Origin of the sequence: Streptomyces sp. NPDC048718 (assembly GCF_043198875.1) — a bacterium.
Classification (GTDB): Bacteria; Actinomycetota; Actinomycetes; order Streptomycetales; family Streptomycetaceae; genus Streptomyces.
In genome coordinates this window covers 253827-279519 of sequence record NZ_JBICVG010000009.1, presented here as the reverse complement: position 1 = coordinate 279519, position 25693 = coordinate 253827, and the positions used below count along the sequence as shown (strand labels likewise).

17 protein-coding genes are annotated in these 25693 nt (G+C 72.0%); 12 read left to right on the top strand and 5 right to left on the bottom strand.

Annotated elements, in window-relative coordinates; all coding sequences use genetic code 11:
• The first annotated feature begins 281 nt into the window (after window positions 1–281).
• On the top strand, window positions 282–1499 hold the full coding sequence (locus tag ACGFRB_RS19485; protein WP_393244461.1) for an amidohydrolase family protein: 1218 nt from the start codon (window positions 282–284) through the stop codon (window positions 1497–1499).
• A gap of 22 nt (window positions 1500–1521) precedes the next feature.
• Here ACGFRB_RS19485 and ACGFRB_RS19480 read toward each other — a convergent pair whose 3' ends face one another.
• Window positions 1522–2172 (bottom strand): hypothetical protein, encoded by a 651-nt coding sequence (locus ACGFRB_RS19480; RefSeq protein ID WP_393244459.1) that lies wholly within the window; start codon window positions 2170–2172, stop codon window positions 1522–1524.
• Between the two features lie 560 nt (window positions 2173–2732).
• On the opposite strand from ACGFRB_RS19480, the gene ACGFRB_RS19475 reads away from it, so the two are divergent.
• The 6 genes from ACGFRB_RS19475 to ACGFRB_RS19450 all read left to right on the top strand — a co-directional run bounded on the left by ACGFRB_RS19475 (window position 2733) and on the right by ACGFRB_RS19450 (window position 11259).
• A complete protein-coding gene (locus ACGFRB_RS19475; RefSeq protein WP_393244457.1) occupies window positions 2733–3653 on the top strand; it encodes an LLM class F420-dependent oxidoreductase in 921 nt (306 codons plus the stop codon).
• A gap of 13 nt (window positions 3654–3666) precedes the next feature.
• Window positions 3667–4428, top strand: a complete 762-nt coding sequence (locus tag ACGFRB_RS19470) for an SDR family NAD(P)-dependent oxidoreductase (protein WP_363002806.1) — start codon at window positions 3667–3669, stop codon at window positions 4426–4428.
• 150 nt (window positions 4429–4578) lie between these two features.
• Window positions 4579–5703, top strand: coding sequence for an LLM class flavin-dependent oxidoreductase (locus tag ACGFRB_RS19465; protein ID WP_363002808.1), 1125 nt, complete (start codon window positions 4579–4581; stop codon window positions 5701–5703).
• A gap of 470 nt (window positions 5704–6173) precedes the next feature.
• Window positions 6174–7919, top strand: a complete 1746-nt coding sequence (locus ACGFRB_RS19460) for an amidohydrolase family protein (RefSeq protein WP_393244455.1) — start codon at window positions 6174–6176, stop codon at window positions 7917–7919.
• On the top strand, window positions 7916–9406 hold the full coding sequence (locus ACGFRB_RS19455; protein ID WP_393244454.1) for an aldehyde dehydrogenase family protein: 1491 nt from the start codon (window positions 7916–7918) through the stop codon (window positions 9404–9406). Before ACGFRB_RS19460 ends, ACGFRB_RS19455 begins: the two co-directional genes overlap by 4 nt.
• A gap of 287 nt (window positions 9407–9693) precedes the next feature.
• The gene (locus tag ACGFRB_RS19450) at window positions 9694–11259 is read left to right on the top strand and encodes an APC family permease (protein WP_393244452.1); all 1566 of its coding nucleotides are present in this window, start codon (window positions 9694–9696) and stop codon (window positions 11257–11259) included.
• A gap of 643 nt (window positions 11260–11902) precedes the next feature.
• Here ACGFRB_RS19450 and ACGFRB_RS19445 read toward each other — a convergent pair.
• On the bottom strand, window positions 11903–12646 hold the full coding sequence (locus tag ACGFRB_RS19445; protein ID WP_393244450.1) for a GNAT family N-acetyltransferase: 744 nt from the start codon (window positions 12644–12646) through the stop codon (window positions 11903–11905).
• A 97-nt stretch (window positions 12647–12743) separates the two neighbouring features.
• Between ACGFRB_RS19445 and ACGFRB_RS19440 the strand changes: the two genes are divergently transcribed.
• The 3 genes from ACGFRB_RS19440 (at window position 12744) to ACGFRB_RS19430 (ending at window position 17086) form a co-directional block, all read left to right on the top strand.
• The gene (locus ACGFRB_RS19440; protein ID WP_393244448.1) at window positions 12744–13340 is read left to right on the top strand and encodes a hypothetical protein; all 597 of its coding nucleotides are present in this window, start codon (window positions 12744–12746) and stop codon (window positions 13338–13340) included.
• Between the two features lie 135 nt (window positions 13341–13475).
• The gene (locus tag ACGFRB_RS19435) at window positions 13476–14306 is read left to right on the top strand and encodes an LLM class F420-dependent oxidoreductase (protein WP_393244446.1); all 831 of its coding nucleotides are present in this window, start codon (window positions 13476–13478) and stop codon (window positions 14304–14306) included.
• A gap of 128 nt (window positions 14307–14434) precedes the next feature.
• Window positions 14435–17086, top strand: a complete 2652-nt coding sequence (locus ACGFRB_RS19430; RefSeq protein ID WP_393244444.1) for a bifunctional FO biosynthesis protein CofGH — start codon at window positions 14435–14437, stop codon at window positions 17084–17086.
• A gap of 169 nt (window positions 17087–17255) precedes the next feature.
• On the opposite strand, the gene ACGFRB_RS19425 is transcribed toward ACGFRB_RS19430, so the two are convergent.
• Complete coding sequence (locus tag ACGFRB_RS19425; protein ID WP_393244637.1) at window positions 17256–18392, bottom strand: helix-turn-helix domain-containing protein; 1137 nt, start codon at window positions 18390–18392, stop codon at window positions 17256–17258.
• A 270-nt stretch (window positions 18393–18662) separates the two neighbouring features.
• On the opposite strand from ACGFRB_RS19425, the gene ACGFRB_RS19420 reads away from it, so the two are divergent.
• Both ACGFRB_RS19420 and ACGFRB_RS19415 read left to right on the top strand, forming a co-directional pair.
• Window positions 18663–22484, top strand: a complete 3822-nt coding sequence (locus ACGFRB_RS19420; RefSeq protein WP_393244442.1) for a S8 family peptidase — start codon at window positions 18663–18665, stop codon at window positions 22482–22484.
• A gap of 408 nt (window positions 22485–22892) precedes the next feature.
• Window positions 22893–24011, top strand: a complete 1119-nt coding sequence (locus ACGFRB_RS19415) for an ADP-ribosylglycohydrolase family protein (RefSeq protein ID WP_363002828.1) — start codon at window positions 22893–22895, stop codon at window positions 24009–24011.
• A gap of 303 nt (window positions 24012–24314) precedes the next feature.
• Here ACGFRB_RS19415 and ACGFRB_RS19410 read toward each other — a convergent pair whose 3' ends face one another.
• Together ACGFRB_RS19410 and ACGFRB_RS19405 are read right to left on the bottom strand one after the other, a co-directional pair.
• Window positions 24315–24515, bottom strand: coding sequence for a DUF397 domain-containing protein (locus tag ACGFRB_RS19410; protein ID WP_363002830.1), 201 nt, complete (start codon window positions 24513–24515; stop codon window positions 24315–24317).
• A gap of 232 nt (window positions 24516–24747) precedes the next feature.
• The gene (locus ACGFRB_RS19405) at window positions 24748–25620 is read right to left on the bottom strand and encodes a helix-turn-helix transcriptional regulator (RefSeq protein ID WP_363002832.1); all 873 of its coding nucleotides are present in this window, start codon (window positions 25618–25620) and stop codon (window positions 24748–24750) included.
• Window positions 25621–25693: the final 73 nt, after the last annotated feature.

Genomic DNA, 25693 nt, shown 5'->3' with positions numbered 1-25693 from the left:
CCCGGCGTGGCGGCCGTGCCTGAGGGGCCGCTCACGCGTTTGCCCGCGTGGCGGCCCGCGTACCCGCCGGAGTCCTTCTTCGGAGTCCGCTGTCCCGGAACTCGCGGCCCGTCCTCACGGTCCATAGCTCCCCCTGCCCGTACCGCTGGTTTCGCCCTGGACAGTCTGCCTTGTCCGGAGGGCATGCGTCAGCATCGGGTCGAGCCGTTCCGTGGGCGTTCTCCGGACCGATGCGAACCCGTTTACTGACGAGCCGTCAGATCGGCGCTACCGTGAAACACATGGAGAGCTTCCCCGCGATCATCTCGGTGGACGACCACACCGTGGAGCCCCCGCGCGTCTGGCAGGACCGGCTCCCGACCCGCTATCGCGCGACCGGACCCCGGATCGTCCGGGCGCCGCTGAAGGAAATGACCTTTCTGGGAGGAAAGTTCGCCCCCGTGATGGGTGCGAAGGGGGATGAAGGCCCCATAGGCGACTGGTGGGTCTACGAGGAACTGCGCCGCCCGCTCACCCGACTGGACACCGCCGTCGGCTGCGCCAGGGACGAGATCCGGCTGGAGGTCATCACTTACGAGCAGATGCGCCCCGGCTCCCACTCGGTGCCCGAGCGTCTCGCCGACATGGACGTCAATCACGTCCAGTCCGCCCTTTGCTTCCCTACTTTTCCCCGTTTCTGCGGACAGACCTTCACTGAATCCGCCGACCGTGAACTCGGGCTGCTGTGCGTCCGGGCCTACAACGACTGGATGGTCGAGGAGTGGTGCGGCCCCGAGGCGCGCGGCCGGCTGATCCCGCTCACCCTCGTCCCGCTGTGGGATCCGGACCTGGCGGCGGCCGAGGTCCGGCGCAACGCGGCACGCGGGGTGCGCGCGGTCGCGTTCTCCGAGATACCGCCGCACCTGGGGCTTCCGTCCGTGCACACCGACCACTGGGACCCGTTCCTGCGCGCGTGCGACGAGACGGGCACCGTGATCGCCATGCACATCGGCTCCTCCAGCCGGATGCCGTCCACCTCCGCCGACGCGCCGCCCGCTGTCGGCTCCACCATCACCTTCGCCAACTGCTGCTTCTCGATGGTCGACTGGCTGATGAGCGGCGCGTTCGAGCGCTTCCCGAACCTGCGGATCATGTATGCGGAGGGCCAGATCGGCTGGATCCCGTACATCCTGGAACGCGCCGACCTCGTCTGGGAGGAGAACCGGGGCTGGGGCGGGGTGGCGGACAAGGTGCTGCGCCCGCCGTCCGAACTCTTCGCCGGGCATGTGTACGGCTGCTTCTTCGACGACGCCTTCGGCCTGCGCAATCTGGACGCGATCGGGGCCGGAAACGTGCTGTACGAGACGGACTACCCGCACTCCGACTCCACCTGGCCGAAGTCCCGCGAAGTCGCCGAGGCGCAGATGGCCCACCTGGCCCCGGACGTCGTGGAACGGATCGTCCGCGGCAACGCCATCGAGCTGCTGGGCCTGACGGCGGAGGGCCTCTGGCGCCGTTGACCAAAGGCCCCGCCGGACAGCCCTAGGAACCCAGTCGCAGTTGGAGCCGGCAGCCGCCGGGCCGGTCGTCGGTGTCGATACGGACGGTCACCGAGCGGTCGTTGTCCACGGGGCTGAAGCTACCCGGGAACGGTGAGGCGTTGCCGCACTGGGCGCGGTCGCCGTCCGAGGAGTAGCCGACGAAGAGCGACGTCGTGGTGGCAGAGCTCGACAAGTCGAAGGTGAGATCGCACCCGCCTGGCCGGTTGTCGGTGTCGATCCGGATGCTGGGACCGAAGCCCCGGGACCCCGTCTGGATCGGCATCTGATGGACACCCTCGTTTCCGCACTGGGCGTGGTCCGCGCCGGGGGTGGCCCGGAACGTGTAGGTGATGTGCTCACCCGCCAGCCGATTGTCCGGGTCGAAGATACCGAAGGCGAGCCGGCAGCCGCCCGGTCGGGAGTCGGTGTCGAAGCGGATCGGGTCGGTCGCGATCCCTTCGGGCTTCCACTGTTCGCCTGTTCGCCCACCGCACTGGCCAGGGTCGCCGTCGGGGTTGAACTGGATGCCGAGTTCCGGGGAAATGGGTTGATGGGCGCGGGCCTGGGCGTGCGAAGCCGGAACGGCGCCGATCGTGATCGCCGTGGTGGCGACAGCGGCAAGCGCCAGGACCCTCTGTGCGAGGCCCTTCATGGCATCGAGTCCCTTCTCTGTTCGAAAGGGGCGAGATCCGCCCGAAGTGCAGGATTCCGGTACCTCGAACGCGCTAAACCGCCGCGGGGGAATCGAGAGCGGTATACCGCTCGAATGGTTCAGCGGCCGGCTGTCCCACGCGGGGTGGTGCCCGGCGACGGCCCGGCGGCCCGACAGCCCGCCCGGCGGCCCGACAGCCCGCCCGGCGGCCCGACAGCCCGCCGGGCGGCTCGGGTGCCGGGCGGCTCGGGTGCCGGGCGTGCGAGGCCGCCGGGCGGTTCCCCATGCCCGCGCGCGCTCGAAGTGAAGACGGGGGCGCGCCTCGCGCTCCGTGCGCGCCTGGCGCCCCGTGTCACCGCCGATGTCGATCTATGTCACAGCCATGTCACGCCACGTCTCTCCGTGACTCCCATGGGTACATAGAGTCACATGTCATCACAGCTCCTCGCGCGAGCCCTCGCCGCATGGGCCGCCGCACCCCGCCCCTTGTCTGATGGAACGTCAGGTACGAGCATGACCCGCCGGGGTATATGACGTGACGTCAGATAAGGGGGAGTCCCATGGTGGTCTACGGGATACAACTGCCCGTGCAGTCGCAGAGCACCCTCTACGCCGAACCCTGGGAGGCCGCCGCCGGGCCCGGCGATCTGGTCGCGGTCGCGCGGACCGCCGACACCTGCGGGTTCGACTACATCGCCTGTTGCGACCATGTCGCCATCCCGCGGCGGCTCGCCGACGCGATGGGGACCGTCTGGTACGACCCGGTCGCCACCCTCTCCTTCCTCGCCGCCACCACCGAGCGGGTGCGGCTCCTCACCCATGTCGCCGTCGTCGGGCTGCGGCATCCGCTGCTCACCGCCAAGGCCTGCGCGACCCTGGACCGGCTCTCCGGGGGCCGGCTGGTCCTCGGGGTCGGGGCCGGGCATGTGGCGGAGGAATTCGCGGCGGTCGGGGCCGATTTCGCCGGCCGAGGCGCCGTGCTCGACGAGAGCGTCGACGCGCTGCGGGCCGCACTCGGGCCGGACGAATGCCCGGAACACACCGGCGCGCGGTTCGCCTTCCGGGATCTCGCCCTCGCGCCCCGGCCCGTCCAGGAGCGGATCCCTCTCTGGATCGGCGGTTCCTCGCCCGCCGCGTTGCGCCGCGCCGCGCTCAAGGGAGACGGCTGGCTGCCGCAGGGTGATCCGCGCGACCGACTGCCGGAGCTGATCGGGAAGTTGAAGGGGCTGCGCGAGAAGGCCGGGATCGAGGAGCCGGTCACCATCGGTGCCCTCACCGAGCCGCTGTACGTCGGGGTGCCCGGCTGGGACATCGGCCGGCGGGCCCTGAGCGGGGACCCGCGGGCACTCGCCGCGTCCCTGCGCGCGTACGGCGAGATGGGCGTGGAACAGATCCAGGTGCGGTTCCGCAGCCGGAGCCGCACCGAACTCACCGACCAGATGGCGGCGTTCGCCGCCGAGGTCGCTCCCCACCTGAACTGAGGAGTGTGGCTTCATGGGCAAGCTGGACGGGCGTGTCGTCGTGATCACGGGTGCGGCGCGCGGACAGGGTGAGCAGGAGGCGCGGCTGTTCGCCGCCGAGGGCGCCCGGGTGGTTCTGGGGGACGTGCTGGACGAGCCCGGCCGGGCGGTGGCGAAGGAGCTGGGGGCGGAGCGGGCGGTGTACGTCCACCTGGACGTGACGCGGGAGGACGACTGGTCGGCGGCGGTCGCGGCCACGAAGGAGCGCTTCGGCCGGATCGACGGGCTGATCAACAACGCCGGGATCGTGCGGTTCAACGCGCTGGTGGAGACGCCGCTGGAGGAGTTCCAGTCGATGGTCCAGGTCAACCAGACGGGCTGCTTCCTGGGCATCCGCGCGGTCGCGCCCGAGATCACGGCGGCCGGCGGCGGCACGATCGTCAACACCTCGTCGTACACCGGGATGACGGGGATGGCGGGGGCCGGCGCCTACACCGCGACCAAACACGCGGTGCTCGGGCTCACCCGGGTCGCGGCCATCGAACTGGCGGCGGGCGGCATCCGCGTCAACGCGATCTGCCCGGGCGCCATCGACACCGCGATGAGCCACCCGGAGGGCGTGGACCCGGCGGTGGTGACCGATCTCTACCGCACGAAGGTGCCGTTGCGGCGGATCGGGCAGCCCGAGGAGGTGGCCGCGCTCGCGCTGTTCCTGACCTCGGAGGACTCCTCGTACATCACCGGACAGCCGTTCGTGATCGACGGCGGCTGGCTCGCGGGTGTCAGTCTGGTCTGAGCGCCGCCACCGGGTGCTGCCGGTGTGCGGGCCGGGGGCCGCTGACCTGACGGTCCATCGGCTATTGACGGGTCCGGGGCGCGGTGCGAGAGTCGGGCACATCAATGAATCTGACGAAGCGTCAGAAAGCTGCGAGGGTGGTGAACTTCCTTGGAATTCGGGATCTTCGTTCAGGGATACGTCGGCAAGCGAGCCGAGAGCGATCCCGAGGCCGAGCACAAGGCCCTGATGGAGGAGACCGAGTACGTCATCCAGGCCGACGCGTCCGGCTTCAAGTACGCCTGGGCCTCCGAGCACCACTTCCTGGAGGAGTACTCCCACCTCTCCGCCAACGACGTCTTCCTGGGTTACCTCGCCCACGCCACCGACCGCATCCACCTCGGATCCGGCATCTTCAACCCGCTCGCTCCGGTCAACCACCCGGTGAAGGTAGCCGAGAAGGTCGCCATGCTCGACCATCTCTCGGGCGGGCGCTTCGAGTTCGGCACCGGCCGGGGCGCCGGCTCCCACGAGATCCTCGGGTTCATGCCGGGCATCACCGACATGAACCACACCAAGGAGATCTGGGAGGAGACGATCGCCGAATTCCCCAAGATGTGGCTCCAGGACGAGTACGAGGGGTTCCAGGGCAAGCACTGGTCGCTCCCGCCGCGCAAGGTGCTGCCCAAGCCGTACGGGAAGTCGCACCCGGCCATGTGGTACGCGGCCGGCTCCCCCTCCTCGTACGCCATGGCGGGCAAGAAGGGCCTCGGCGTCCTCGGCTTCAGCGTGCAGAAGGTCTCCGACATGGAGTGGGTCCTGGAGTCGTACAAGACCGCGATCAAGGAGGCGCGGGCGGTCGGCGACTTCGTCAACGACAACGTCATGGTCACCTCGACCGCGATCTGCGCCGAGACCCACGAGAAGGCCGTCGAGATCGCCGTCGGCGGCGGGCTCAACTACCTCCAGTCGCTGCTCTTCCGCTACCACGACACCTTCCCGCGCCCCGAGGGCATCCCCGAGTGGCCCGAGCTGCTGCCCGAGTACTCCGCCGAGATCATCGAACTCCTCATCCAGGAGGAGCTGATGATCTGCGGCGACCCGGGCGAGGTGCTCGCCCAGTGCCGGCGCTGGGAAGAGGCGGGCGCCGACCAGCTCTCCTTCGGTCTGCCGATCGGCATCTCCAGCGAGGACACGATGAACACCATCAAGCTGATCGGCGAGCACGTGATCCCGCGGATCGACACCGACCCCGTCCACCGGACCTCCCGCTTCCGGCAGTCCGCCGGAAGCTGAGCGACGGGCCGGGGCCCGGGGGCTCGGGGCTGAGATCCGGGGGCCGGGTTCTCGCTCCGGGGCTTCGGGGCCGGGGGTTTCGAGAGTTCCGGTGTCCCGTTGTCCCGGTGTTCCGGGCCGGCCCCGGGGCGCGAGGGCTCCGGGGCTCGTCCGGTCATCCAGCGCGGGGCGGTGTCTTCCCGGACCGCCGTCCCGTCACCGCCCCGGCCGGCGGCCGTTCCGCGGCGACCGCCGGTCCGGGGCACACCCCGCGTGGCCAGGGCCCCGGAAGGACGGGGGCGGAGGGGCGGGAGCAGTCGGGGCCGGCTCGGAAGGGCCGTACCTCGGGAGTACGGGACGCGGGAGTACGGGACGCGAGCGGGCGGACCCCAGGAGCACGGGGATGCGCGGGGGCGGTCCGCGAAGGGGGCGGGGGCTCGAACCAACGGGATCCGGACCGACGGGATCCGAAGGGAAGGGAACGGCACGCCATGCTCGATCACCTGGTCAAGGGCGCCACCGTCGTCGACGGCACCGGTGCCCCCGCCCGTACCGCCGACGTCGGCATCCGAGCCGGCCGGATCGCGCTCGTCGCGGAACCCGGCGCCGCCACCGGCGACGTGGCGGCCCGCACCGAGGAGGACGCACGCGGGCTCGTCCTCACTCCCGGCTTCGTCGACCCGCACACCCACTACGACGCCCAGCTCTTCTGGGACCCGTACGCCACCCCCTCCCTGCACCACGGCGTCACCACCGTCGTCGGCGGCAACTGCGGCTTCACCCTCGCCCCATTGCACCCCGGCCGCCCCGAGGACGCCGACTACACGCGCCGGATGATGGCCAAGGTCGAGGGCATGTCCCTGACCGCCCTGGAGGAGGGGGTCGACTGGGCCTGGTCGTCCTTCGCCGAGTACCTCGACGCCCTCGACGGCCGGATCGCCGTCAACGCCGGTTTCATGGTGGGCCATTGCGCCCTGCGCCGGTACGTGATGGGCCCGGACGCGATCGGCGGCCGGGCCACCCCCGCCCAGCTGGAGCGGATGACCGCGCTCCTCGAAGAGGCCATGGCCGCCGGCGCGTGGGGGCTGTCCACCACCCGGTCCGCCACCCACTCCGACGGCGACGGCGCCCCCGTCGCCTCCCGGCACGCCACCCCCGCCGAACTGCTCGTCCTCGCCCGCGCCGTCGGGAGACACGAGGGCACCCAGATCGAGGCCATCGTGGCCGGCTGCCTCGACCGGTTCTCGGACGCCGAGATCGACCTGCTCGTCGAGATGAGCGCGGCCGCCGGACGCCCCCTCAACTGGAACGTCCTCACCATCGACTCCGCCGTCCCCGAACGCGTCCCCCGCCAGCTCCTCGCCTCCGAACGGGCCCGCGCGTCCGGTGGCCGGATCGTCGCTCTCACCATGCCGATCCTCACTCCCATGAACATGTCGCTCGGCACCTTCTGCGCCCTCAACCTGATCCCGGGGTGGGGCGGGATCCTCGGGCTGCCCGTCCCCGAACGGATCGCGCGTCTGCGCGACCCCGCCGTCCGCGCGGAACTGCTGCGCCACGCCGTCTCCCCCAAGGCCGGTGTCTTCCGGCGCCTCACCGACTTCGGCCGCTACGTCGTCGGCGACACCTACAGCGCCGCCAACGACGGCCTGACCGGCCGTGTCGTCGAGGACATCGCCGCCGAACGCGGCCAGGACCCCTTCCACTGCCTCGTCGAGATCTGCGCCGCCGACGGACTGCGCACCGTGCTGTGGCCGATGCCCACCGACAACGACCCGGCGTCCTGGGCCCTGCGCCGCGAGACCTGGCGGCACGAGGACGTCCTGCTCGGCGGCTCCGACGCGGGCGCCCATCTGGACCGGATGTGCGGAGCCCCGTACACCACCCGCTTCCTCGGCGACTGTCTGCGCGGGCGGAGACTGGTGCCGCTGGAGCGGGCCGTGCGGATGCTCAGCGACGACCCGGCCCGGCTGTTCGGACTGCGCGACCGCGGCCGGATCGCCGTCGGCCACCATGCCGACCTGGTGCTCTTCGACCCCGAACGGATCGACGCGGGCCCCGCGACCCTCGTCCACGACCTGCCGGGCGCGAGCCCCCGACTGGACTCGCGGGCCCTCGGCGTCGTGTCGGTCCGCGTCAACGGTGTGGAGACCGTCCGCGACGACCGGCTGACCGGGGCCGTCCCCGGCCGGGTGCTGCGCTCGGGCCGCGACACGAGGACGGTGAGCACCCGATGAGCCAGGAAGACCCCGGGCCCGAACTCCTCTTCATCGCAGGGGAACGGGTCGAGCCCGACGGCGGGTACTACGAGGTCGTCGACCCCGCCACCGAGGAGATCGTCGGCCTCGCCCCCGAGGCCTCCCGGGCCCAGGTGGACGCGGCGGCGGACGCGGCCCGCACCGCCTTCGCCGTGTGGTCCCGCACGAAGCCGGAGGAACGCGCCGCGATCCTCGACCGGGCCGCCGCCCTCATCGCCCGCGACGCCGAGGCGCACACCCGGCTCGCCCGCCGGGAGAGCGGCGCGACCACCGCGACCGCGCGCGGTATGCAGGTAGCCGTCGCCGCCGCCCGCTTCCGGCGGTACGCGCGCGGTGCCCTGGAGCCGGTGGAGCGGGCGCTGCCCCCGCAGATCAACGAGGCCGGTCCGATGGGCCCGTCCAGTGTGCTGGGCGCGCTGGCGGTACGGCGCCCGGTGGGCGTGGTCGCCTGTGTCACCTCGTACAACAACCCCTGGGCCAACCCGGCCGGCAAGATCGCCCCCGCGCTCGCGCTCGGCAACACGGTCGTGGTGAAGCCTGCCCCACAGGACCCGCTGTCGGTGTACGCGATGGCCCGCGCCCTGGCGGAGGCGGGTGTCCCGGACGGTGTGGTGAACGTGGTCACCGGCTCCTCGCCCGCCGTCGGCGAGGCGGTCGTCGGCTCGCCTGAGGTCGACATGGTCTCCTTCACGGGTTCCACGGCCGTCGGGCAGGCGATCGGCGCGGTGTGCGGGGGCATGTTGAAGCGGCAGTTGATGGAACTCGGCGGCAAGGGCGCGGCGCTGGTCTTCGACGACCTGGACGAGCGGGGTCTCGCCGCGGCGGTCCGCGGGATCGGCACGACGTTCTCCTTCTACAGCGGGCAGATCTGTACGGCTCCGACCCGGGTCCTCGTCCAGCGCGCGATCCACGATCGGCTGGTGGCGGGGCTGGCCGGCTACGCGGGGGCGTTGACGGTCGGACACCCGGCGGACCGGGGCACGATGGTGGGGCCGGTCGTCTCGGCGGCCCATCGCGACCGGGTGGAGGGGTATGTGTCGCTCGGCCGCGACGAGGGCGCGCGCGTCGTCGCGGGCGGCGAACGGCCTGACGGGCCCGGCCTGGAGCGCGGTTTCTATGTGGCGCCGACCCTCCTCGTGGACTGCGCGCCCGGGATGCGGGTGGTGCGGGAGGAGATCTTCGGCCCGGTGGTCGTGGTGCTGCCCTTCGACGACGAGGACGAGGCCGTCGCGCTCGCGAACGACACCGACTACGGGCTGATCGACTACGTGTGGTCCGGCGATATGGCCCGCGCCTTTCGGGTGGCGGGACGGCTGCGTTCGGGCGGGGTCGGGATCAACACGATCGGCCGGAACATGGAGGCCCCTTTCGGTGGGTTCAAGCGGAGCGGGATCGGGCGGGACGTGGGCTCGTACGCGCTGCACGCGTACAGCGAACTTCAGGCGCTGGTCTGGCCCGGCGGCTGAGGAAGGGCCGCGGTGGGAGGGGTCGTCAAGGCCGGGAAACGGGGGGTGGCGGGCGTTCCCGAAAATTCCACGGGAAATTTTGGAAACGGACATATGGGATGGTGCTGCGGTTCCCGCATATCGGACGCCCCTCGACCTACCTACCAGTTGGTCGGTCGGTCCGGTGGTGGATCTTTCAATCATTGGCGCCTAGTCGATTCGACCCTCTCAATGCAAGGCGCTCGCCGAACCGTTGACCGGAACTTGATCTTCCGGATGTGGAAACCGCAGCATTTAACGTCCTGTTCATGACTCAGCTGGACGCGCGGCCCCAGGCCGGAGACACGGTAAGGGGCGTCGCCGCACCGGGCGACAACAACGGCGTACGCACCAAGGGCCTCGGTGGCAATTCCGTCGGCCTGCTCGGCAGCGCCGTCATCGGCGTCTCCACCGTCGCCCCCGTCTACTGTCTGACGTCGACCCTCGGCTCCACCGCCGGCGAGGTCGGCCTCCAGATGCCCGCCGTCTTCCTCGCGGGCTTCCTCCCGATGCTGCTCGTCGCATTCGCGTACCGCGAGCTCAACAAGGTCATGCCGGACTGCGGCACCTCCTTCACCTGGACGGTGAAGGCCTTCGGCCCCCGCGTCGGCTGGATGTGCGGCTGGGGCCTCGTCATCGCGACGATCATCGTCCTGTCCAACCTGGCCGGTGTCGCGACCTCGTACTTCTGGCTGCTGGCCGGGGAGATCACCAACAGTCCCTCGGTCGCCGCGCTCGACGGCAACAAAGCCGTCCACATCGTCACCTGCCTCGGTCTCATCGCCGCCGCCACCGCCATCAGCTACCGCGGCATGACCGCCACCAAGGGCGTGCAGTACGCGCTCGTCGGCCTCCAGCTCCTCGTCCTGGCCGTCTTCGTGGCCATGGCGCTGTCGAAGGCCGGCACCCTTGAGACCTCGGTCGACTTCTCCTGGTCCTGGATGAACCCCTTCGCGGTGCAGTCCTTCGCCGCGTTCACCGCCGGACTCTCGCTGTCGATCTTCATGTACTGGGGCTGGGACGCCTGCCTGACGGCCAACGAGGAGACCACCGGCTCCGCGAAGACCCCCGGCCGCGCCGCCCTCATCGCGATGCTCGTCCTGGTCGGCTCCTACCTCGCCACCGGCATCGCCGCGCAGATGGCCGTCGGCTCCGGCGACACGGGCCTCGGCCTCGCCAACCCGGAGACCTCCGACAACGTCTTCGCCGCGCTCGCCGGCCCCGTCATGGGCCCCGTCCTCGGTCTTCTGTTGTTCGTCGCCGTCCTCGCGTCGGCCGCCGCCAGCCTGCAGACGACGTTCATCCCCGTGGCCCGCACCGTGCTCGCGATGTCCACGTACGAGGCGCTGCCCGCCTCCTACGCCCGCGTCCACCCGCGCTTCAAGACCCCCGGCAAGGCCACCGTCGTCGCCGGCGTCGCCACCGGCGTCTTCTACACGGTGATGACCCTCGTCAGCGAACACGTCCTCGTCGACACGATCTACGCGCTCGGCCTGATGATCTGCTTCTACTACGCGCTGACGGCGTTCGCCTGCGTCTGGTACTTCCGCCGCGAGCTGACCGCCTCCTTCCGTGACGTCGTCTTCAAGGGCCTGTTCCCGCTGCTCGGCGGCGTGCTCCTGACCGCGGTCTTCTGCAAGACCATGTACGACATGTGGGACCCCGCCTACGGCTCCGGATCGGCCGTCCTCGGCGTCGGATCCGTGTTCGTCATCGGCGTCGGACTCCTCCTCCTCGGACTCGTCATCATGCTGGTGATGCAGCGCCGGAGCCCCGACTTCTTCCGGGGCCTGGTCCTCACCAAGGAGACCCCTTCGCTCATCGTCGAGGACTGACTCGACGGGCGAACGGCGAAGGAAGGCAAGGCGGCGGGCCCGTGGGGGGTCCCGCCGCGTTGTCGTTTTCGGCGGGGCGGGGCGGGGCGCTGCGCGCTGCTGGGCGGGGCGGTGGTGCGGGTGCGCTGTGCTGTGCGGGTGGGCGTGGCGTGGTGGTGCGGGGCGTGGGGGCGCGTTCGGGGTGCTGGGGCGGTGCGCTGGGGTTCGTGGTGGGTGCGCGGGGGCCGGTCCGGGGGTCGTGTTCTGCACTGCATGATTTACGGCGCGGGACCCTGACTTGTGCGCGAGGCGTTGCTGTTTCCGCGCCACAAATCACGCTTTACGTTTCGAACACGACCCCCTCCCCGGCCCCCGCTCCCGTCCGCGTCGTGGCGCACCGCCCCGCACCCCTCCCGCTTGAGTGAGAGGTGTGGGGAGGGGTGCCGCGTGTGGGTGGGGTGAGGTGGGTGGGGGAGACGGTGAGGGGCGGGTTGCAGGAGTGGGGTGGGGGTGGGGAAGTGGAGGAGAGGCAGGGGTGTGATCTCGTGCGTCATGGTCGGTTCTCCGTGTCTCTCGATCCCGTTCGCTCTCACTTCCATGACGCGCCGAACCCCCGGAAATGTGACACCTCGTAGAGAATTTCCCGCTATCGGTTCTCCGGAACCTAGGCCTCCGCGATCAGCGCCGTCGCGATCGTGCGGAAGCCGAGGCGGGCGTAGAGGCGGGCCACCGAGGCGTCCGTGGCCGACAGGAAGATCGTTTCGGCGCCGCGGGCGCGGGCGTCCTCGACCAGGGCGGCCGTCACCGCGAGGCCCAGGCCGCGGCGGCGGGCCGCCGGGCGGGTGCCGATGCCGACGACCTCGGTGACCGGCCCCGCCGACTGGAGCTGACCGGCGGCGAGCGCCGTGCCGTTCGCGTCGACGGCCGCCACCAGGCGGGTGAGGCCCGCTTCGATCCGGGCCGCCGTGGCCGCGACGGCATCCGGCGCGAGCGGCGCGCCGAACGCCGCGCACTGGGCCGCGAGCGCGCTCTCCAGCGCGGGGTCGGCCGGCTCCACGACCCGTATGACCACGCCTTCGGGCCGGGGGAGCCGCCGCTCCTCGGCCGGCTCCAGGACCATCAGCGGGTGCTCGTGTACCGGGAGCCCGGTCGCCTCCACGGCCGCCCGCAGCCCCGGGGTCGCCTCGGCGACCCACTCGAACGCCTCGGGCACCCCCAGCTCCCGCTGCCGGGCCCGGACCCGTTCCACCGCCGCGACCGGCACCTCGCCGGCGTGCCCGAGCGTGGGCCGCGCGTAATAGGGCCAGCCGGCGCCCTCCCGTACGAAGAGCGTGAGCGGACCGAAGTCCTCGGCGCGGGAACCGGTCCGGGGGATGGAGTCGTAGAAGGTCTCAAGGCGTGTCAGCATGCGGCCACCGTATGAAGATCCGAGCACGGGGGGAAACATGATTTCGGCGAACGGCCACAGATGTCCGAGGTGCGGGCGGGACGACCGGACGCAGGCGGTGCCCGCCGTGTACCTCGCCGGCCGGACCACCGTCACCAGCCGCGAACGGGACGCCGACGGCGACACACGGACGGTCGCCCGGCCGGTGACCACCGCCCTGGCCGAGGCGCTGGCGCCCGTACCGAAGGAGCCGGGCTACGCCCTCGGCTGCCTCGGCGTCCTCGCCGGGTTCGTGACCGTTGGATCGTTCATGGGCTGGGTCTTCGCGGGGAGCGCCTTCTCGTCCGCCGATCAGGTCCCCGACCCCGGGCCGGTGGGCGACGTCACTGACCCGTACGCTGTGGATCACGCGCACCACCTCGGCCCCGATCTGGCCTTCCTGGGCTGGGTCTCCCTGGTCGCCCTGTGCGTCACCGCCCTGGTGGCCGTCGCACTCGTCCGGCGCCGGAACGCCTTCGTCCACAAGACCCGGCGCCGGGCCCGGGCGGAGGAGCTGTGGGGGCGCGGCTGGTACTGCCACCGCTGCGGCACCGTCCACCTCGCCGACGACCCCCAGGGGGACATCCGGCCGCTCACGCTCCAGGAGTTCCGGCAGCGGGTGTGGGAGGCGGGCGGTTACGGCGATCTGGCGGATTCACAGCCGGCTATCGGCTGACGGCTGACGGGTGCGGGCCCGCGTGTGCGGGGTGAAAGAGGCGCATGGGGGCGGGGGAGTGGGTGAGAGGGATTCCGCCACCCCGGTACTCCACGCGCCCTCGGCAAACCGCGCCGTACGCCCTACCGTTCCGTTATGCGGATCTCGACCACGATCTTCCTGACCGACGAGACCATCACCCCGGTGCGGCTGGCCCGCGCGCTCGAAGAGCGCGGCTTCGGCGGCCTCTATCTGCCCGAGCACACCCATATCCCGCTCTCCCGCGAGAGCCCCTATCCGGCGGGCGGCCCGCTGCCCCGCGAGTACGCCCGGACGCTCGACCCGTTCGTGGCCCTCGCCCAGGTCGCCGCCGTCACCGAACACCTCCGGCTCGGCACCGGCATCACCCTGGTCGCCCAGCACGACCCGATCGATCTCGCCAAACAGATCGCCACCCTCGACCACCTTTCCGGCGGCCGGTTCACTCTCGGCGTCGGCCTCGGCTGGAACCGCGAGGAAGCCGCCGGGCACGGAGTCGACTGGTCCACCCGGCGCTCTCTCGTCTCCGACCGACTCGATCTGATGCGTGCCCTGTGGGCACCCGATCCCACCGCTCACGAAGGCCGTTTCGGCCATTCCATCGGCCCCTCGGAGGCCTGGCCCAAGCCGGCCGGCGGCGCCCCGCGCATCCTGATCGGCGGTGCGGCGGGCCCCCGGCTCTTCGCCGAGATCGCCGCCCGCGCCGACGGCTGGCTCCCCATCGGAGGCAGCGGGCTTGCCGAGACCCTGCCGGTACTCCGTACGGCCTGGGAGGAGGCCGGCCGCGACCCGAAGGCCCTCCAGGTCGTCCCGTACGCCGTCCATCCGAGCCCCGGCAAGCTCGCCCGCTACGCCGAACTTGGCTGCGAGGAGGTCATTCTCCAACTCCCGCCCGGCGACGAGGGCACGGTACTGGGTGTTCTGGACGACTACGTCCAGTACGTGTGAGACCCCCTCCCCGTGTCCCGCCCGCCCCGTCCCCGCCGCTCCCGCACTGTCCTGCTCTCGCCGCTGCCCGTCCCGTCCCCTCCCGCCCGTTCTCGGTCCGCCCCGCACCCGGCTCGTATGCTCGGTTCATGACGGATCACCAGGCATCACACGCGCCCTCCGGCCCCTCCCGCCCCACCGGGAACGCCATGCGCCGGGCCCTGCGCCGGGCCCGGGACGGGGTGGCGCTGGACGCGGGGGAAGCAGCCGTGCTGTTGCGGGCGCGCGGGGAGGATCTGGCCGACCTGGTCGCCACGGCCGGGCGGGTGCGGGACGCGGGGCTCGCCGAGGCCGGGCGGCCCGGGGTCGTCACGTACTCGAAGAGCGTGTTCATACCGCTCACCCGGCTCTGCCGGGACAAGTGCCACTACTGCACCTTCGTCACCGTCCCGGGCCGGCTGCGGCGCGACGGGCACCAGGCGTTCATGTCGCCGGACGAGGTCCTGGAGATCGCCCGCAAGGGTGCCGCACTCGGTTGCAAGGAAGCCCTGATCACCCTCGGCGACAAGCCCGAGGACCGCTGGCCCGAGGCGCGGGAGTGGCTGGACGCGCACGGGTACGACGACACGATCGCGTACGTACGGGCCATGGCGATCCGGATCCTGGAGGAGACCGGGCTGCTGCCGCACCTCAACCCCGGGGTGCTGTCCTGGACCGACTTCCAGCGGCTCAAGCCCGTCGCGCCCAGCATGGGGATGATGCTGGAGACGACCTCGCGGCGGCTGTGGGAGGAGCCCGGGCAGCCGCACTACGGTTCGCCCGACAAGGAACCGGCCGTCCGGCTGCGGGTCCTGGAGGACGCGGGACGCTCCTCCGTCCCCTTCACCAGCGGGCTCCTGATCGGCATCGGCGAGACGTACGAGGAGCGCGCCGACTCGCTGTTCGCGCTGCGCCGGATCGCCCGCGCCTACCACGGCGTCCAGGAACTCATCATCCAGAACTTCCGCGCCAAGCCGGACACGGCCATGCGCGCCGCGCCGGACGCGGAGATCGACGACCTGGTCGCCACCGTCGCCGTCGCCCGGCTCATCATGGGGCCCTCGGCCTGCCTCCAGGCCCCGCCGAACCTCGTCGACTCCGCCTACGAGCGGCTGATCGCCGCCGGGATCGACGACTGGGGCGGGGTGTCGCCCGTCACCGTCGACCATGTGAACCCCGAGCGTCCCTGGCCCGCCATCGAGGAACTGGCCCGGCGGTCCGCCGCCGCCGGCTTCGAGCTGCGCGAACGGCTCTGTGTGTACCCGGAGTTCGTGCGGCGCGGCGAGCCGTGGCTGGACCCGCGGGTGCTGCCGCACGTCCGCGCCCTCGCCGACCCCGGCACCGGGCTCGCCGACCCCGCCGCGGTGGTGCGCGGGCTGCCCTGGCAGGAGCCCGACGAGTCGTTCACCGCGCTCGCCGCCGGCCGGACCGACCTGCACCGCACCATCGACACCACCGGCCGCACCGCCGACCGGCGCGAGGACTTCGACCACGTCTACGGGGACTGGGACGCGCTGCGCGAGGCCGCCGCGCCGGGGATGACCCCCGACGCGCTCGCGTCCGCGCCCGAACGGATCGACGCCGACGCGCGCGAGGCGCTCGCCGTCGCCGCCGACGACCCGACCCGGCTCACCGACGCTCAGGCCCTCGCCCTGCTGCACGCCGACGGCCCGGCCCTGGACGCGCTGTGCTCGGTCGCCGACGACGTGCGGAAGTCGGCCGTCGGCGACGAGGTGACGTACCTGGTCACCCGCAACATCAACTTCACCAACGTCTGTTACACCGGCTGCCGGTTCTGCGCCTTCGCCCAGCGGCGCACCGACGCCGACGCGTACACCCTCTCCCTGGACCAGGTCGCCGACCGGGCCGCGCAGGCCTGGGACGTCGGCGCCGTCGAGGTCTGCATGCAGGGCGGCATCCACCCCGATCTGCCCGGCACCGCCTACTTCGACATCGCGCGGGCCGTCAAGGAACGCGTCCCCGGCATCCATGTGCACGCCTTCTCGCCGATGGAGGTCGTCAACGGCGCTTCCCGCACCGGGCTTTCGATCCGCGAGTGGCTGACCGCCGCCAAGGAGGCCGGACTCGACTCGATCCCGGGCACCGCCGCCGAGATTCTCGACGACGAGGTCCGCTGGGTGCTCACCAAGGGCAAGCTGCCCGCCGCCACCTGGATCGAGGTGATCACCACCGCCCACGAGCTGGGTCTGCGGTCCTCCTCGACGATGATGTACGGGCATGTGGACCAGCCCCGGCACTGGCTCGGGCATCTGCGCACCCTCGCCCGCATCCAGCAACGGACCGGTGGCTTCACGGAGTTCGTCACCCTGCCGTTCGTTCACACCAACGCGCCCGTCTACCTCGCCGGCATCGCCCGGCCCGGGCCGACCATCCGCGACAACCGCGCCGTCACCGCGATGGCCCGGCTGCTGCTCCACCCGTATATCCCCAACATCCAGACCAGTTGGGTGAAGCTCGGTACGGAGGGCGCCGCCGAGATGCTGCGCTCGGGCGCCAACGACCTCGGCGGCACGCTGATGGAGGAGACCATCTCCCGTATGGCCGGATCGAGTTACGGGTCGTACCGCTCGATCCGCGACCTCGCCGCCATCGCCGACGCGGCGGGCCGGCCGTCCCGGCTGCGCACGACCCTCTACGGGGAGGTGCCGGAAGAGCGGCAGCGGGCGGCGAAGGCCTCGGACGGGCATCTGCCGGAGCTGCTGCCGGTCCTGCCGGTGGAGGGCGCGGGCGACCGGGCCTGAGGCGGAGGAGGGGGCGGGCTGCCGGGGCTGAGGCCGAGGACCCGGCTTCCCCGGCGTGGGGCGCGCCCTCGTACGCACGTCGGGCCCCGGCCTCCCCGGTCCGGGCCGGCGCGGGGCTACGTGCGTGCGTACGTGCGTCGGCCTCCCCGCCCCGCCTTCGCCCCCACCCCTACGCCAGCCACCCCCGCTGCGCCGCCTGCCACACCAGCTGCGTCCGGGTCAGGGCCCCCGCGCGCTGCATCAGGGCCTGGATCCGACGCTGCACCGTGCGCTGGCTGACCCACAGTTGGGAGGCGATCGCCTTGTCCGCGACCCCGGCGACGATCAGCGACAGCAGATACCGTTCGTCCTCGGCGAGGTGCACGGTCGGCAGGGGACTGTCCCCGGAATCGGCCAGCTCGCCGGAGTCCGTGACATGCAGCGGGGACGCCGCCGCCCACTGGCTTTCGAACAGGGCGATCAGCGCGTCCAGCAGGCTGCTGCTGTGGACCACGGCGGCCGTCGGCTCGCCCGTCCGGCTCGCCGGGGCCCGGCCGCCCGCGGCGCCCCGGCCCGCGTCACCGTCACCGTCGCCGCCATAACCCCCACCCCCAGACCCGCCCCCGCCCCCGTCCGTACTCCCGTACACCAGCGGGCAGATGGCGATCGAGCTGTCCGCGATCACCAGCCGCACCGGCAGCGTCTCCGTCGCCCGGGCCTGCTCGCCCGCGCGGATGCTCCGCTCGACGTTGTCCACCATGCCCGGCTGTTCGAGGAGTTCACGCTCGTAGATCGTCCGGTACCGCACGCCCCGGGCCAGCAGCTCCCACTCCTCGTCGTTCTCCTCCGCGGCCAGGGCGACCGGGTTGGCCTTGCACAGCCAGCGCATCTCCCGGGCCCCGTAGGCGAGATGGCGCAGCCGCTGGCGGATCACGCCCGCCCCGGTGATGATCTCGACCAGCTCGTCGGCGGCGTGCCGCCGGCCCCCGGCCCGGTACTCCTCGGCGAGTTGGTCCACGCCCCGCCGCGCCCACTCCAGGGCCTCGTGCCCGCGCAGCAGCAGCGGACGCAGCGCCGCGTCGGGCGCCACCGGGACGTAGCGCGCCGGGTCGCCACCCGGCGCGGCACGCCCTGGCGAGGTGCGTCCCGGCGGTTCGGCGACCCGGCCCACCAGACCCTTGTCGTGGAGCGCCGAGAGCAGCCCGTCGGCCCGGGCCTCGTCGAGCCCCAGCCGTTCCGCGACGGTGGCTGCGTCGGCCTCGCGCGCTCCGACGAGGAAGCGGTACACCCGCTCCTCCCCGGCGCCGACCCCCGCGCCCTCCAGCATGTTCTCTGTCCCCACGATGCCTCCACCCGGCCCGGCCTGCGCGTATGCCTGAAGAGCACGGCGTGATCAAAGCACAGGGGACCCACCGGAAACGAGAGCGCCGCATACCACAGGGGTGCCCTCAAAGGCCCGGTCGTCCTGGCAAGTTGGCGGCGAGTGGACATGTCGCTTCTTCGTCAGACACGGGCCGTGGCGGAAGTGTTCGTTTCTGTCGACTCTTGGTTCCGCCGGGCCGGAACCCCCGCCGCCCGGCGGAAGGAGTGCTTCAGCATGCGACGACGCAGACGGACGACCGCGCTGCTCGGCTTCGCCCTGGCCGCCACGATGGCCGCCGGCGGCCACGCGTACGGCGCCGCCACGCTCCCCGCGGAGGGCGGCGGCGGATCGGCCGGTGGCGGATCGGCCGGTGGCGGACCGGCCGGTGGCGGACCGGCCGGGAAGGACCGGGTGACCGCCGCGCCCGCGTCCCGGGACGCCGTCCGCACCACGACGGTCACCCTGGTGACCGGCGACCGGGTCACGGTGGCCACCCGGGCCGGGAAGACCGTCGGGGTCGACGTCCAGCCGTACCGCAAGAGCGCCGCGGGGCTGCGGACGTACACCGTCGGCACCGACGTGTACGTGATCCCCCGGGACGTCGAGCCGCTGATCCACAACGGCCGTGTGGACAAACGGCTGTTCAACGTGACGCGGCTGATCGCCCAGGGCCTCGACGACGCCCACAGCACGGCGACCCCGCTGATCGTCCGCTACGACGGCGACGGCGACGGCCGGCGGACCGCAGTCCCCGACGGTGCCCGGCTGGTCCGGAAGCTCCCCGGCGTGCACGGTGCGGCCGTCAGTGCCGACAAGGGCAAGGGTGACACGTTCTGGGAGGCCGTCGACGACGACAGCGCCCGGGCCGGCACCGCCAAGTCCCGTCTGGCGGGCGGCATTCAGCGCGTCTGGCTGGACGGCAGGGTCGAGGCGCTGCTCGACAAGAGCGTCCCGCAGATCGGCGCCCCCGAGGCGTGGGCCGCCGGATACGACGGCACCGGCGTCAAGGTCGCGGTGCTGGACACCGGCGTCGACGCCGGCCACCCCGATCTCGCCGGACGGATCGAGGAGAGCCGCAGCTTCGTGCCCGGCGAGACCGCGCGCGACGGCCACGGCCACGGTACGCATGTGGCGTCCACGATCGTCGGCAGCGGCGCCGCCTCCGGCGGCACGTACAAGGGTGTGGCCCCCGGCGCCAAGCTGATGGTGGGCAAGGTCCTCGGCGACGACGGCTCCGGCTCGGAGTCCTCGATCATCGAGGGCATGGACTGGGCCGCGCACTCCGGCGCGAAGGTCGTCTCCATGAGCCTGGGTGGCGGGGACGGCGCCGACGGCACCGACCCCATGGCCCTCGCCGTCGACGAACTGACTGCCGAGACCGGTGTGTTGTTCACCATCGCGGCGGGCAACAGCGGTCCCGGCGCGAAGACCGTCGGCAGCCCCGGCGCGGCCGCCGCGGCCCTGACGGTCGGCGCCGTGGACGCGCACGACGCCGTCACCGACTTCTCCAGCAGGGGCCCGCGCGGCGACGGCGGACTCAAGCCGGAGATCACCGCCCCGGGCGCCGGGATCGTCGCGGCCCGCGCGGCCGGTACGACGATGGGCACCCCGGTCGGCGACCTCTACACCCGGGCGAGCGGCACCTCCATGGCGACGCCGCACGTGGCCGGCGCGGCCGCGATCCTCGCCCAGCGTCACCCCGACTGGACGGCCGCCCGTCTGAAGGACGCCCTGATCAGCGCCGCGAAGACGACCGCCGACACCTCCGTGTACGCCCAGGGCGCTGGTCGCGTCGACGTGGCGCGCGCGGTCCGGCAGACGGTGTCGGCGAGCGGCACGGTCGACTTCGGGCTGCGCGGCTGGGACGACACGGCGCCGGTCACGAAGGAGATCTCGTACGTCAACGACGGCGACGCGCCCCTCACCCTTGCGCTCTCGCTCGGCGAGGCGGGTGAGGCGGGTGGGAAGCTGCCCGCCGGCGTACTCGCCCTGGGCGCCGACTCGGTGACCGTCCCGGCGCACGGCACCGCCGCCGTCGCCGTCACCCTCGACACCGCCGGCGTCACGACCGGCTCGCACGGCGCGCACGTCACCGCGCGCGGTGACGGCGGGACGACGGCGGTGACCGCGATCGGCTTCGGCCGGGACGTACGGAAGTACGACGTCACGCTGAAGGTCCTCGACCGCGACGGCAAGCCCACCGACGGCGTCGCCGCGGTCAGCGTCACCGCCGTGGACAAGATGGAGCTGCCGGAGACCTACCCGGTCGACGAGAACGGGACCGCCGTGGTGCGGATACCGGGCGGCGAGCACGCGTTCCTCGCGGAGATCTACCACTACAGCCCCGACTGGAGCATGCTCCACGAGTACACCTACGCGGCCCAGCCGGTCACCGTGATCGACGCGGACCGCACCTTCACCTTCGACGGCTCCAAGGCCGGCCCGGTCACCATGCGGACCCCCCTGCCGGCGGAGGCGAACCTCGTCCGCGTCGGCCTGGCCGACCGCTCTCCCACGGCGGACGCGATACACGGCCGCGAGACCTGGCTGGGCGGCGCGACGGCCGTCTACTCGGTCCCGTCCCCGACCGTCGACGACAGCCTCTTCGAGTCGCGCGTCGGCTGGTCGATGAGCGCGCCCGCGCTCTCGGCCCGGCTCGCCGCCAAGGGGCAGGGCACCCGCGACCTGGACGTCACCTACTTCGACGGCTGGACCGGCTCCGCCCGCTTCGACGGCACGAAGACACTGCGCGTGGCCAAGCCCGGCGAGGACGTCCGCGGCAAGCTCGCGCTGGTCAAGCGGGACCCGTCGAGCACGACGTACGCGCAGGTCGACGCGGCCGCCGACGCCGGCGCGCTCGCCGTCCTCGTCTACAACGACACCCCCGGCGGCTGGATCGCCGGCAACTGGAGCCCGAAGGAGACCCGCATCCCCGCGATGACGGCCTCCGGCACCGACGGCGAGCGGATGCTGGCCCTGCGCGATCCCCGGATCACCTTCACCGGCACGGCGGTCAGCCCGTACTCCTACGAGCTGGTGAAGTACGGCAATGGCGGCATCCCCGCCGACCAGCGCTACCGCGTCCGGGCCGGGGAACTGGCCACCGTCGACCACCGCTTCCACGCCGCCGCCGCCGCCACCGAGGGCGGGTACAGCCGGCTGACGCGCACGCCTATGCAGTCGGTCGCGTACTTCTCCCTGAAGCGCAGGACGATGCCGAGCACCCTCACCGAGTACGTCACCGCGGGCGTGCGCACCGCCGAGACCGTGCGGGTCGGGCCGGTGTGGACGGCCGAGGGTGCCTCGCTGATGACGGAGGAGGGCAAGCTCACCGCCGGACAGCGGCTCGGCCGTGACTGGAACAAGGCCGTGGTCCGCACCGCTCTGACGAGTGGGATGGAGCAGTCGGCCGTACGGGTCGGCACGGTCGGTGTGGTGCGGAACGTCGGTCTGCTCGACAGCGGCAGCGACCAGTGGATCGCCGGCGGGAACCACGCCACCGACAAGGAGTCCACCACCGTCTACCGGGACGGGCAGCCGCTCGGCACCGCGGCCGCCACGGCCGTCGCCTTCCCGATGAGCCCGGAGCGCGCCGAGTACCGCCTGGTCACGGACGTCCAGCGGGACGCCGCCGGCTGGACCACCTCCCCGAAGGTCCACACCGACTGGCGCTTCCACTCCGTCCAGGGCCAGGGACAGTCGTCGGCCCTTCTTCCGGTCCTGTCGGTCGACTACCGGCTCGGCACCGACCTGGCCAACAGCGCGGGCACCGGCTCCCGGACCACGATCGCACTGGGCCTGCGCCACCCCAAGGGCCTGACGGACGGCCCGAAGGTCACCGGCGTGAAGCTGTGGGCGTCGTACGACGACGGCGCGTCCTGGCGGGAGGTCCGCCTGGACGGCAAGCCGAGTGGCTCCCCGGGCGGCTCCCTGAGTGGCACCATCGCCAACCCGGCGGCCGCGGGCTTCGTCTCGCTGCGGGTCAGCGCCACCGACGCGGACGGGAACTCCGTCGACCAGACGGTGACGCGGGCCTACCGGGTCGTCCGGCGGTGACGTCTGATCTCGATGTCGTCGGTGATCTCGATGTCGTCGTCGACGTGATGACGTCGATGAGAGTCCGCCGCTGAGACGGTTCGACTCGACTCGGCTCCGCTCGGCCCGATTCGATTCGAATTGATTCGACTCGGCTCGGCTCGGCGGCACCGGCCGGGGCACCCGTACGCGGGTGCCCCGGCTTCGTGCGTGGTGGCGGGCGCGCGATCGCCCACCACCGGTTCCTGTCGTCCCGCTGGTTCGCGTCGCCGCTTTGTTCCGACGTGGCGTCACCTCGCCACGGCTTCACCGGAATGGCCCCCTCCCATGACGATCCGGGCCCTGAAGGGACGCCCCCGGTCCACTACAGTGCTGGACGAACGACAGACAGCACAGGCGTTCGGGCAGCTCGCAGGGGGAGGGCACGTCGTGACCACCACAGCCGCGGCCGTGTGGGGCCGCGCCGAACAGCAGGACTTCCGCGCGCGGGTACGGGGCTGTCTCCTCGGTGGCGCACTCGGCGACGCGCTCGGCGCCGGCGCGCACGGCCGCACCCTGGCCGCCCTGCGCGAGACCCACGGCCCCGAGGGGCTGACCGACCTGGTCCCCGCGTACGGCCGCCGGGGCGCCGTCACGGCCGCCACCCAGATGTCCCTCTTCACCGTCGACGGCCTGATCCGCGCCCAGGTCCGCCGCGACACCGGCGTCTGGCACCCGCCCACCGACGTGCACCGGGCCCATCTGCGCTGGGCCGCCACCCAGCGCGACTGGGGCCCCGACGAACGGCGCCCAGATCTCGGCTGGCTGGCCCGCGAGGAGTGGCTGTACGCCCGCCGCGACCCGGCCCGAGCCTGTCTGACCGGCCTCGGCGACGACGTCCTCGGCACCCTGGACCGGCCCAAGAACCCGGACGCCGCCGACTGCGGCGCGCTGGTGCGCTCGGCGCCCTTCGGGCTGCTCGTCGGCTGGGAACCGCAACTGGTCTGCCGGCTCGCCGTGGAGTGCGCGGCACAGACCCACGGAGCGCCCGCCGCGTACCTCGCGGCCGGCGCCTTCGCCGTCGTCGTGCACGGCCTGGCCCGCGGCGACAGCGTGGAGGGCGCGGTGGAGACGGCCCTGGCCCAGATCACCCCGCGCCCGGGCCACGAGCCGGTGACCGAGGCCCTGCGGGCCGCGTCGGCTGCCGTACGGGAAGGTGTGCCGGACGCGGAGCGGGTGACGGCGCTCGGGGCCGGCGAGGACCGGGCGGAGGGGCAGTTGGCGGCGGCCGTGTACGGAGTGCTGGTCGGCGAGGACGTCCGGCACGGGCTGCGGCTCGCGGTCAACCACGACGGCCCGTCGGCGGCGACCGGCGCGCTCACCGGCGCCTTGCTCGGCGTCCTGCACGGGGAGACGGCCCTGCCGCCCGCCTGGCTCGCCGAACTGGAGGGCCGGGGCACGGTGCTGGAGCTGGCCGACGACTTCGCGATGGAGATGACCCAGGGGCCCGCGCTGCACGGTCCGGCGAATCCGTCGCCGGGGTGGCTGGCCCGCTACCCGAGGGACTGAGCGCGTCCGGGGGCTGAGAGCGCCGGATGGCCGGAGAGCCGAGTGCGAGCGCAGGAGGGTCGGGGTCCGGGGGTCCGGGGGCCGGGGGTCCGAGGTGGCTTCGGGGAAAAGCCGAGCCCCCTCGGCCAGGACGGCGGACCGGTCGAGAGGGCTCCGTTGCTTCGTACGTCTCCGGTGTCTCCAGCGCTGCCCGTGTATCCGGTGCCGCTGGTGTTGCCGGGTTCTGCTGGTGTTACCGGTGTTGCCGGTGCTTCAGGGTTCTGCGGGTTCTGCTTCAGGCGGCGCGGGGCGCGCGGCCGGGGGTCACAGGCCCCGGGCGCTCACGTCTCCCACGAACGCGTTCCACGACTCCGGTCCGAAGGAGATCGAGGGGCCCTCGGGCGCCTTCGAGTCGCGCACCGCGATCGCGTTCACGAGCGGCGACTTGACCTCGACACAGGCGCCGTTGCCTCCGGAATAGGAGGACTTCGTCCAGGTGTCGGTCGCGCCCTGAATGATGGCCATGATGCTCAACTCCGGTTCTTTGCATAGGAGGGGGTCTGCGAACGGGAACGTGCCAATGTCTTTCCCTTGGCGTGAGGGACGCTACCCGTCCGGCCCCGTCCAGTGGGACCGTCGTTCACTCGACCGGATGCCATATTCCAACTGTCCTTACACCGGGGCGAGTCGGGGGTGTACCGTGCGGGCCTTCTCCCCGACTCGCCGCCGATTGACGGCATTCCGGACCGGGTCGCCCTTAAACGTCCGGTTCCCCGTCGGCGTACTGCTTCGCCATATTCATGATGAACACCCGGGTGTCATCCGCATTCATGGCCTGTGCCCTCAAGTGCTCGTACATCACGCTGTACTTGCCGACATCCTGCGCCTTCTCCAGATAGAGGTCGCTCGTCACGCCCTCGATGTAGACCACACTGGAGTCGGAGGTGTCCGGGAATTCCAGAATCGCGTAATGCCCGCTGATGCCGGGATGCGCGCCCATGTGGAACGGCAGTACCTGGACGGTCACATGGGGCAGGCTGGACTGCTCCGCCAGATGCTCCAGCTGCTCGGCCATCAGCCGCCGGCTGCCGATCTGGCGGTGCAGCGCGGCCTCGTCGATGACCACCCAGAGGCGGAGCGGGCGTTCGTTGTTGCGGATCCGTTCCTGGCGGCGGGTGCGGACCTGGACCCGTTTCTCGATGTCGGACGGCGTCGACTCGGGCAGCGCGCCCGCGATCACGGCCTCGGCGTACGCGTGGGTCTGGAGCAGGCCCGGGATGATCTGCGGCTCGTACACCCGCAGACTCTCCGCGTCCGTCTCCAGGCCGATGTAGACGCTGTACGGGATGTCGCCGAAGGCGTGCCACCAGCCCTGCTGGCGCGAGTCCTTGGCCATCTGCATGAGCGAATCGACCAGTCGCTCGTCCTCGACCTCGTACACACCGCAGAGGTCACGGACGTCGCGCTGGCTGATCGAACGACGGCCGTTCTCAAGGCGGCTGATCTTCGACTGGGAGACGAGAAGTCGCTCGGCGACCTGCTCGGCCGTCATGTTCTTCGCCTCCCGGAGCCGGCGCAGCTCCTGACCCAAACGGCGTCGCCTGACGGTGGGGTTGACACTGGACGCCACGGAAACTGCACCTCCGGCTGTCGGCCTGCGTAGCTGTGAGTATCTACTGCTTGGCAGACTGCCACCAAAAGTG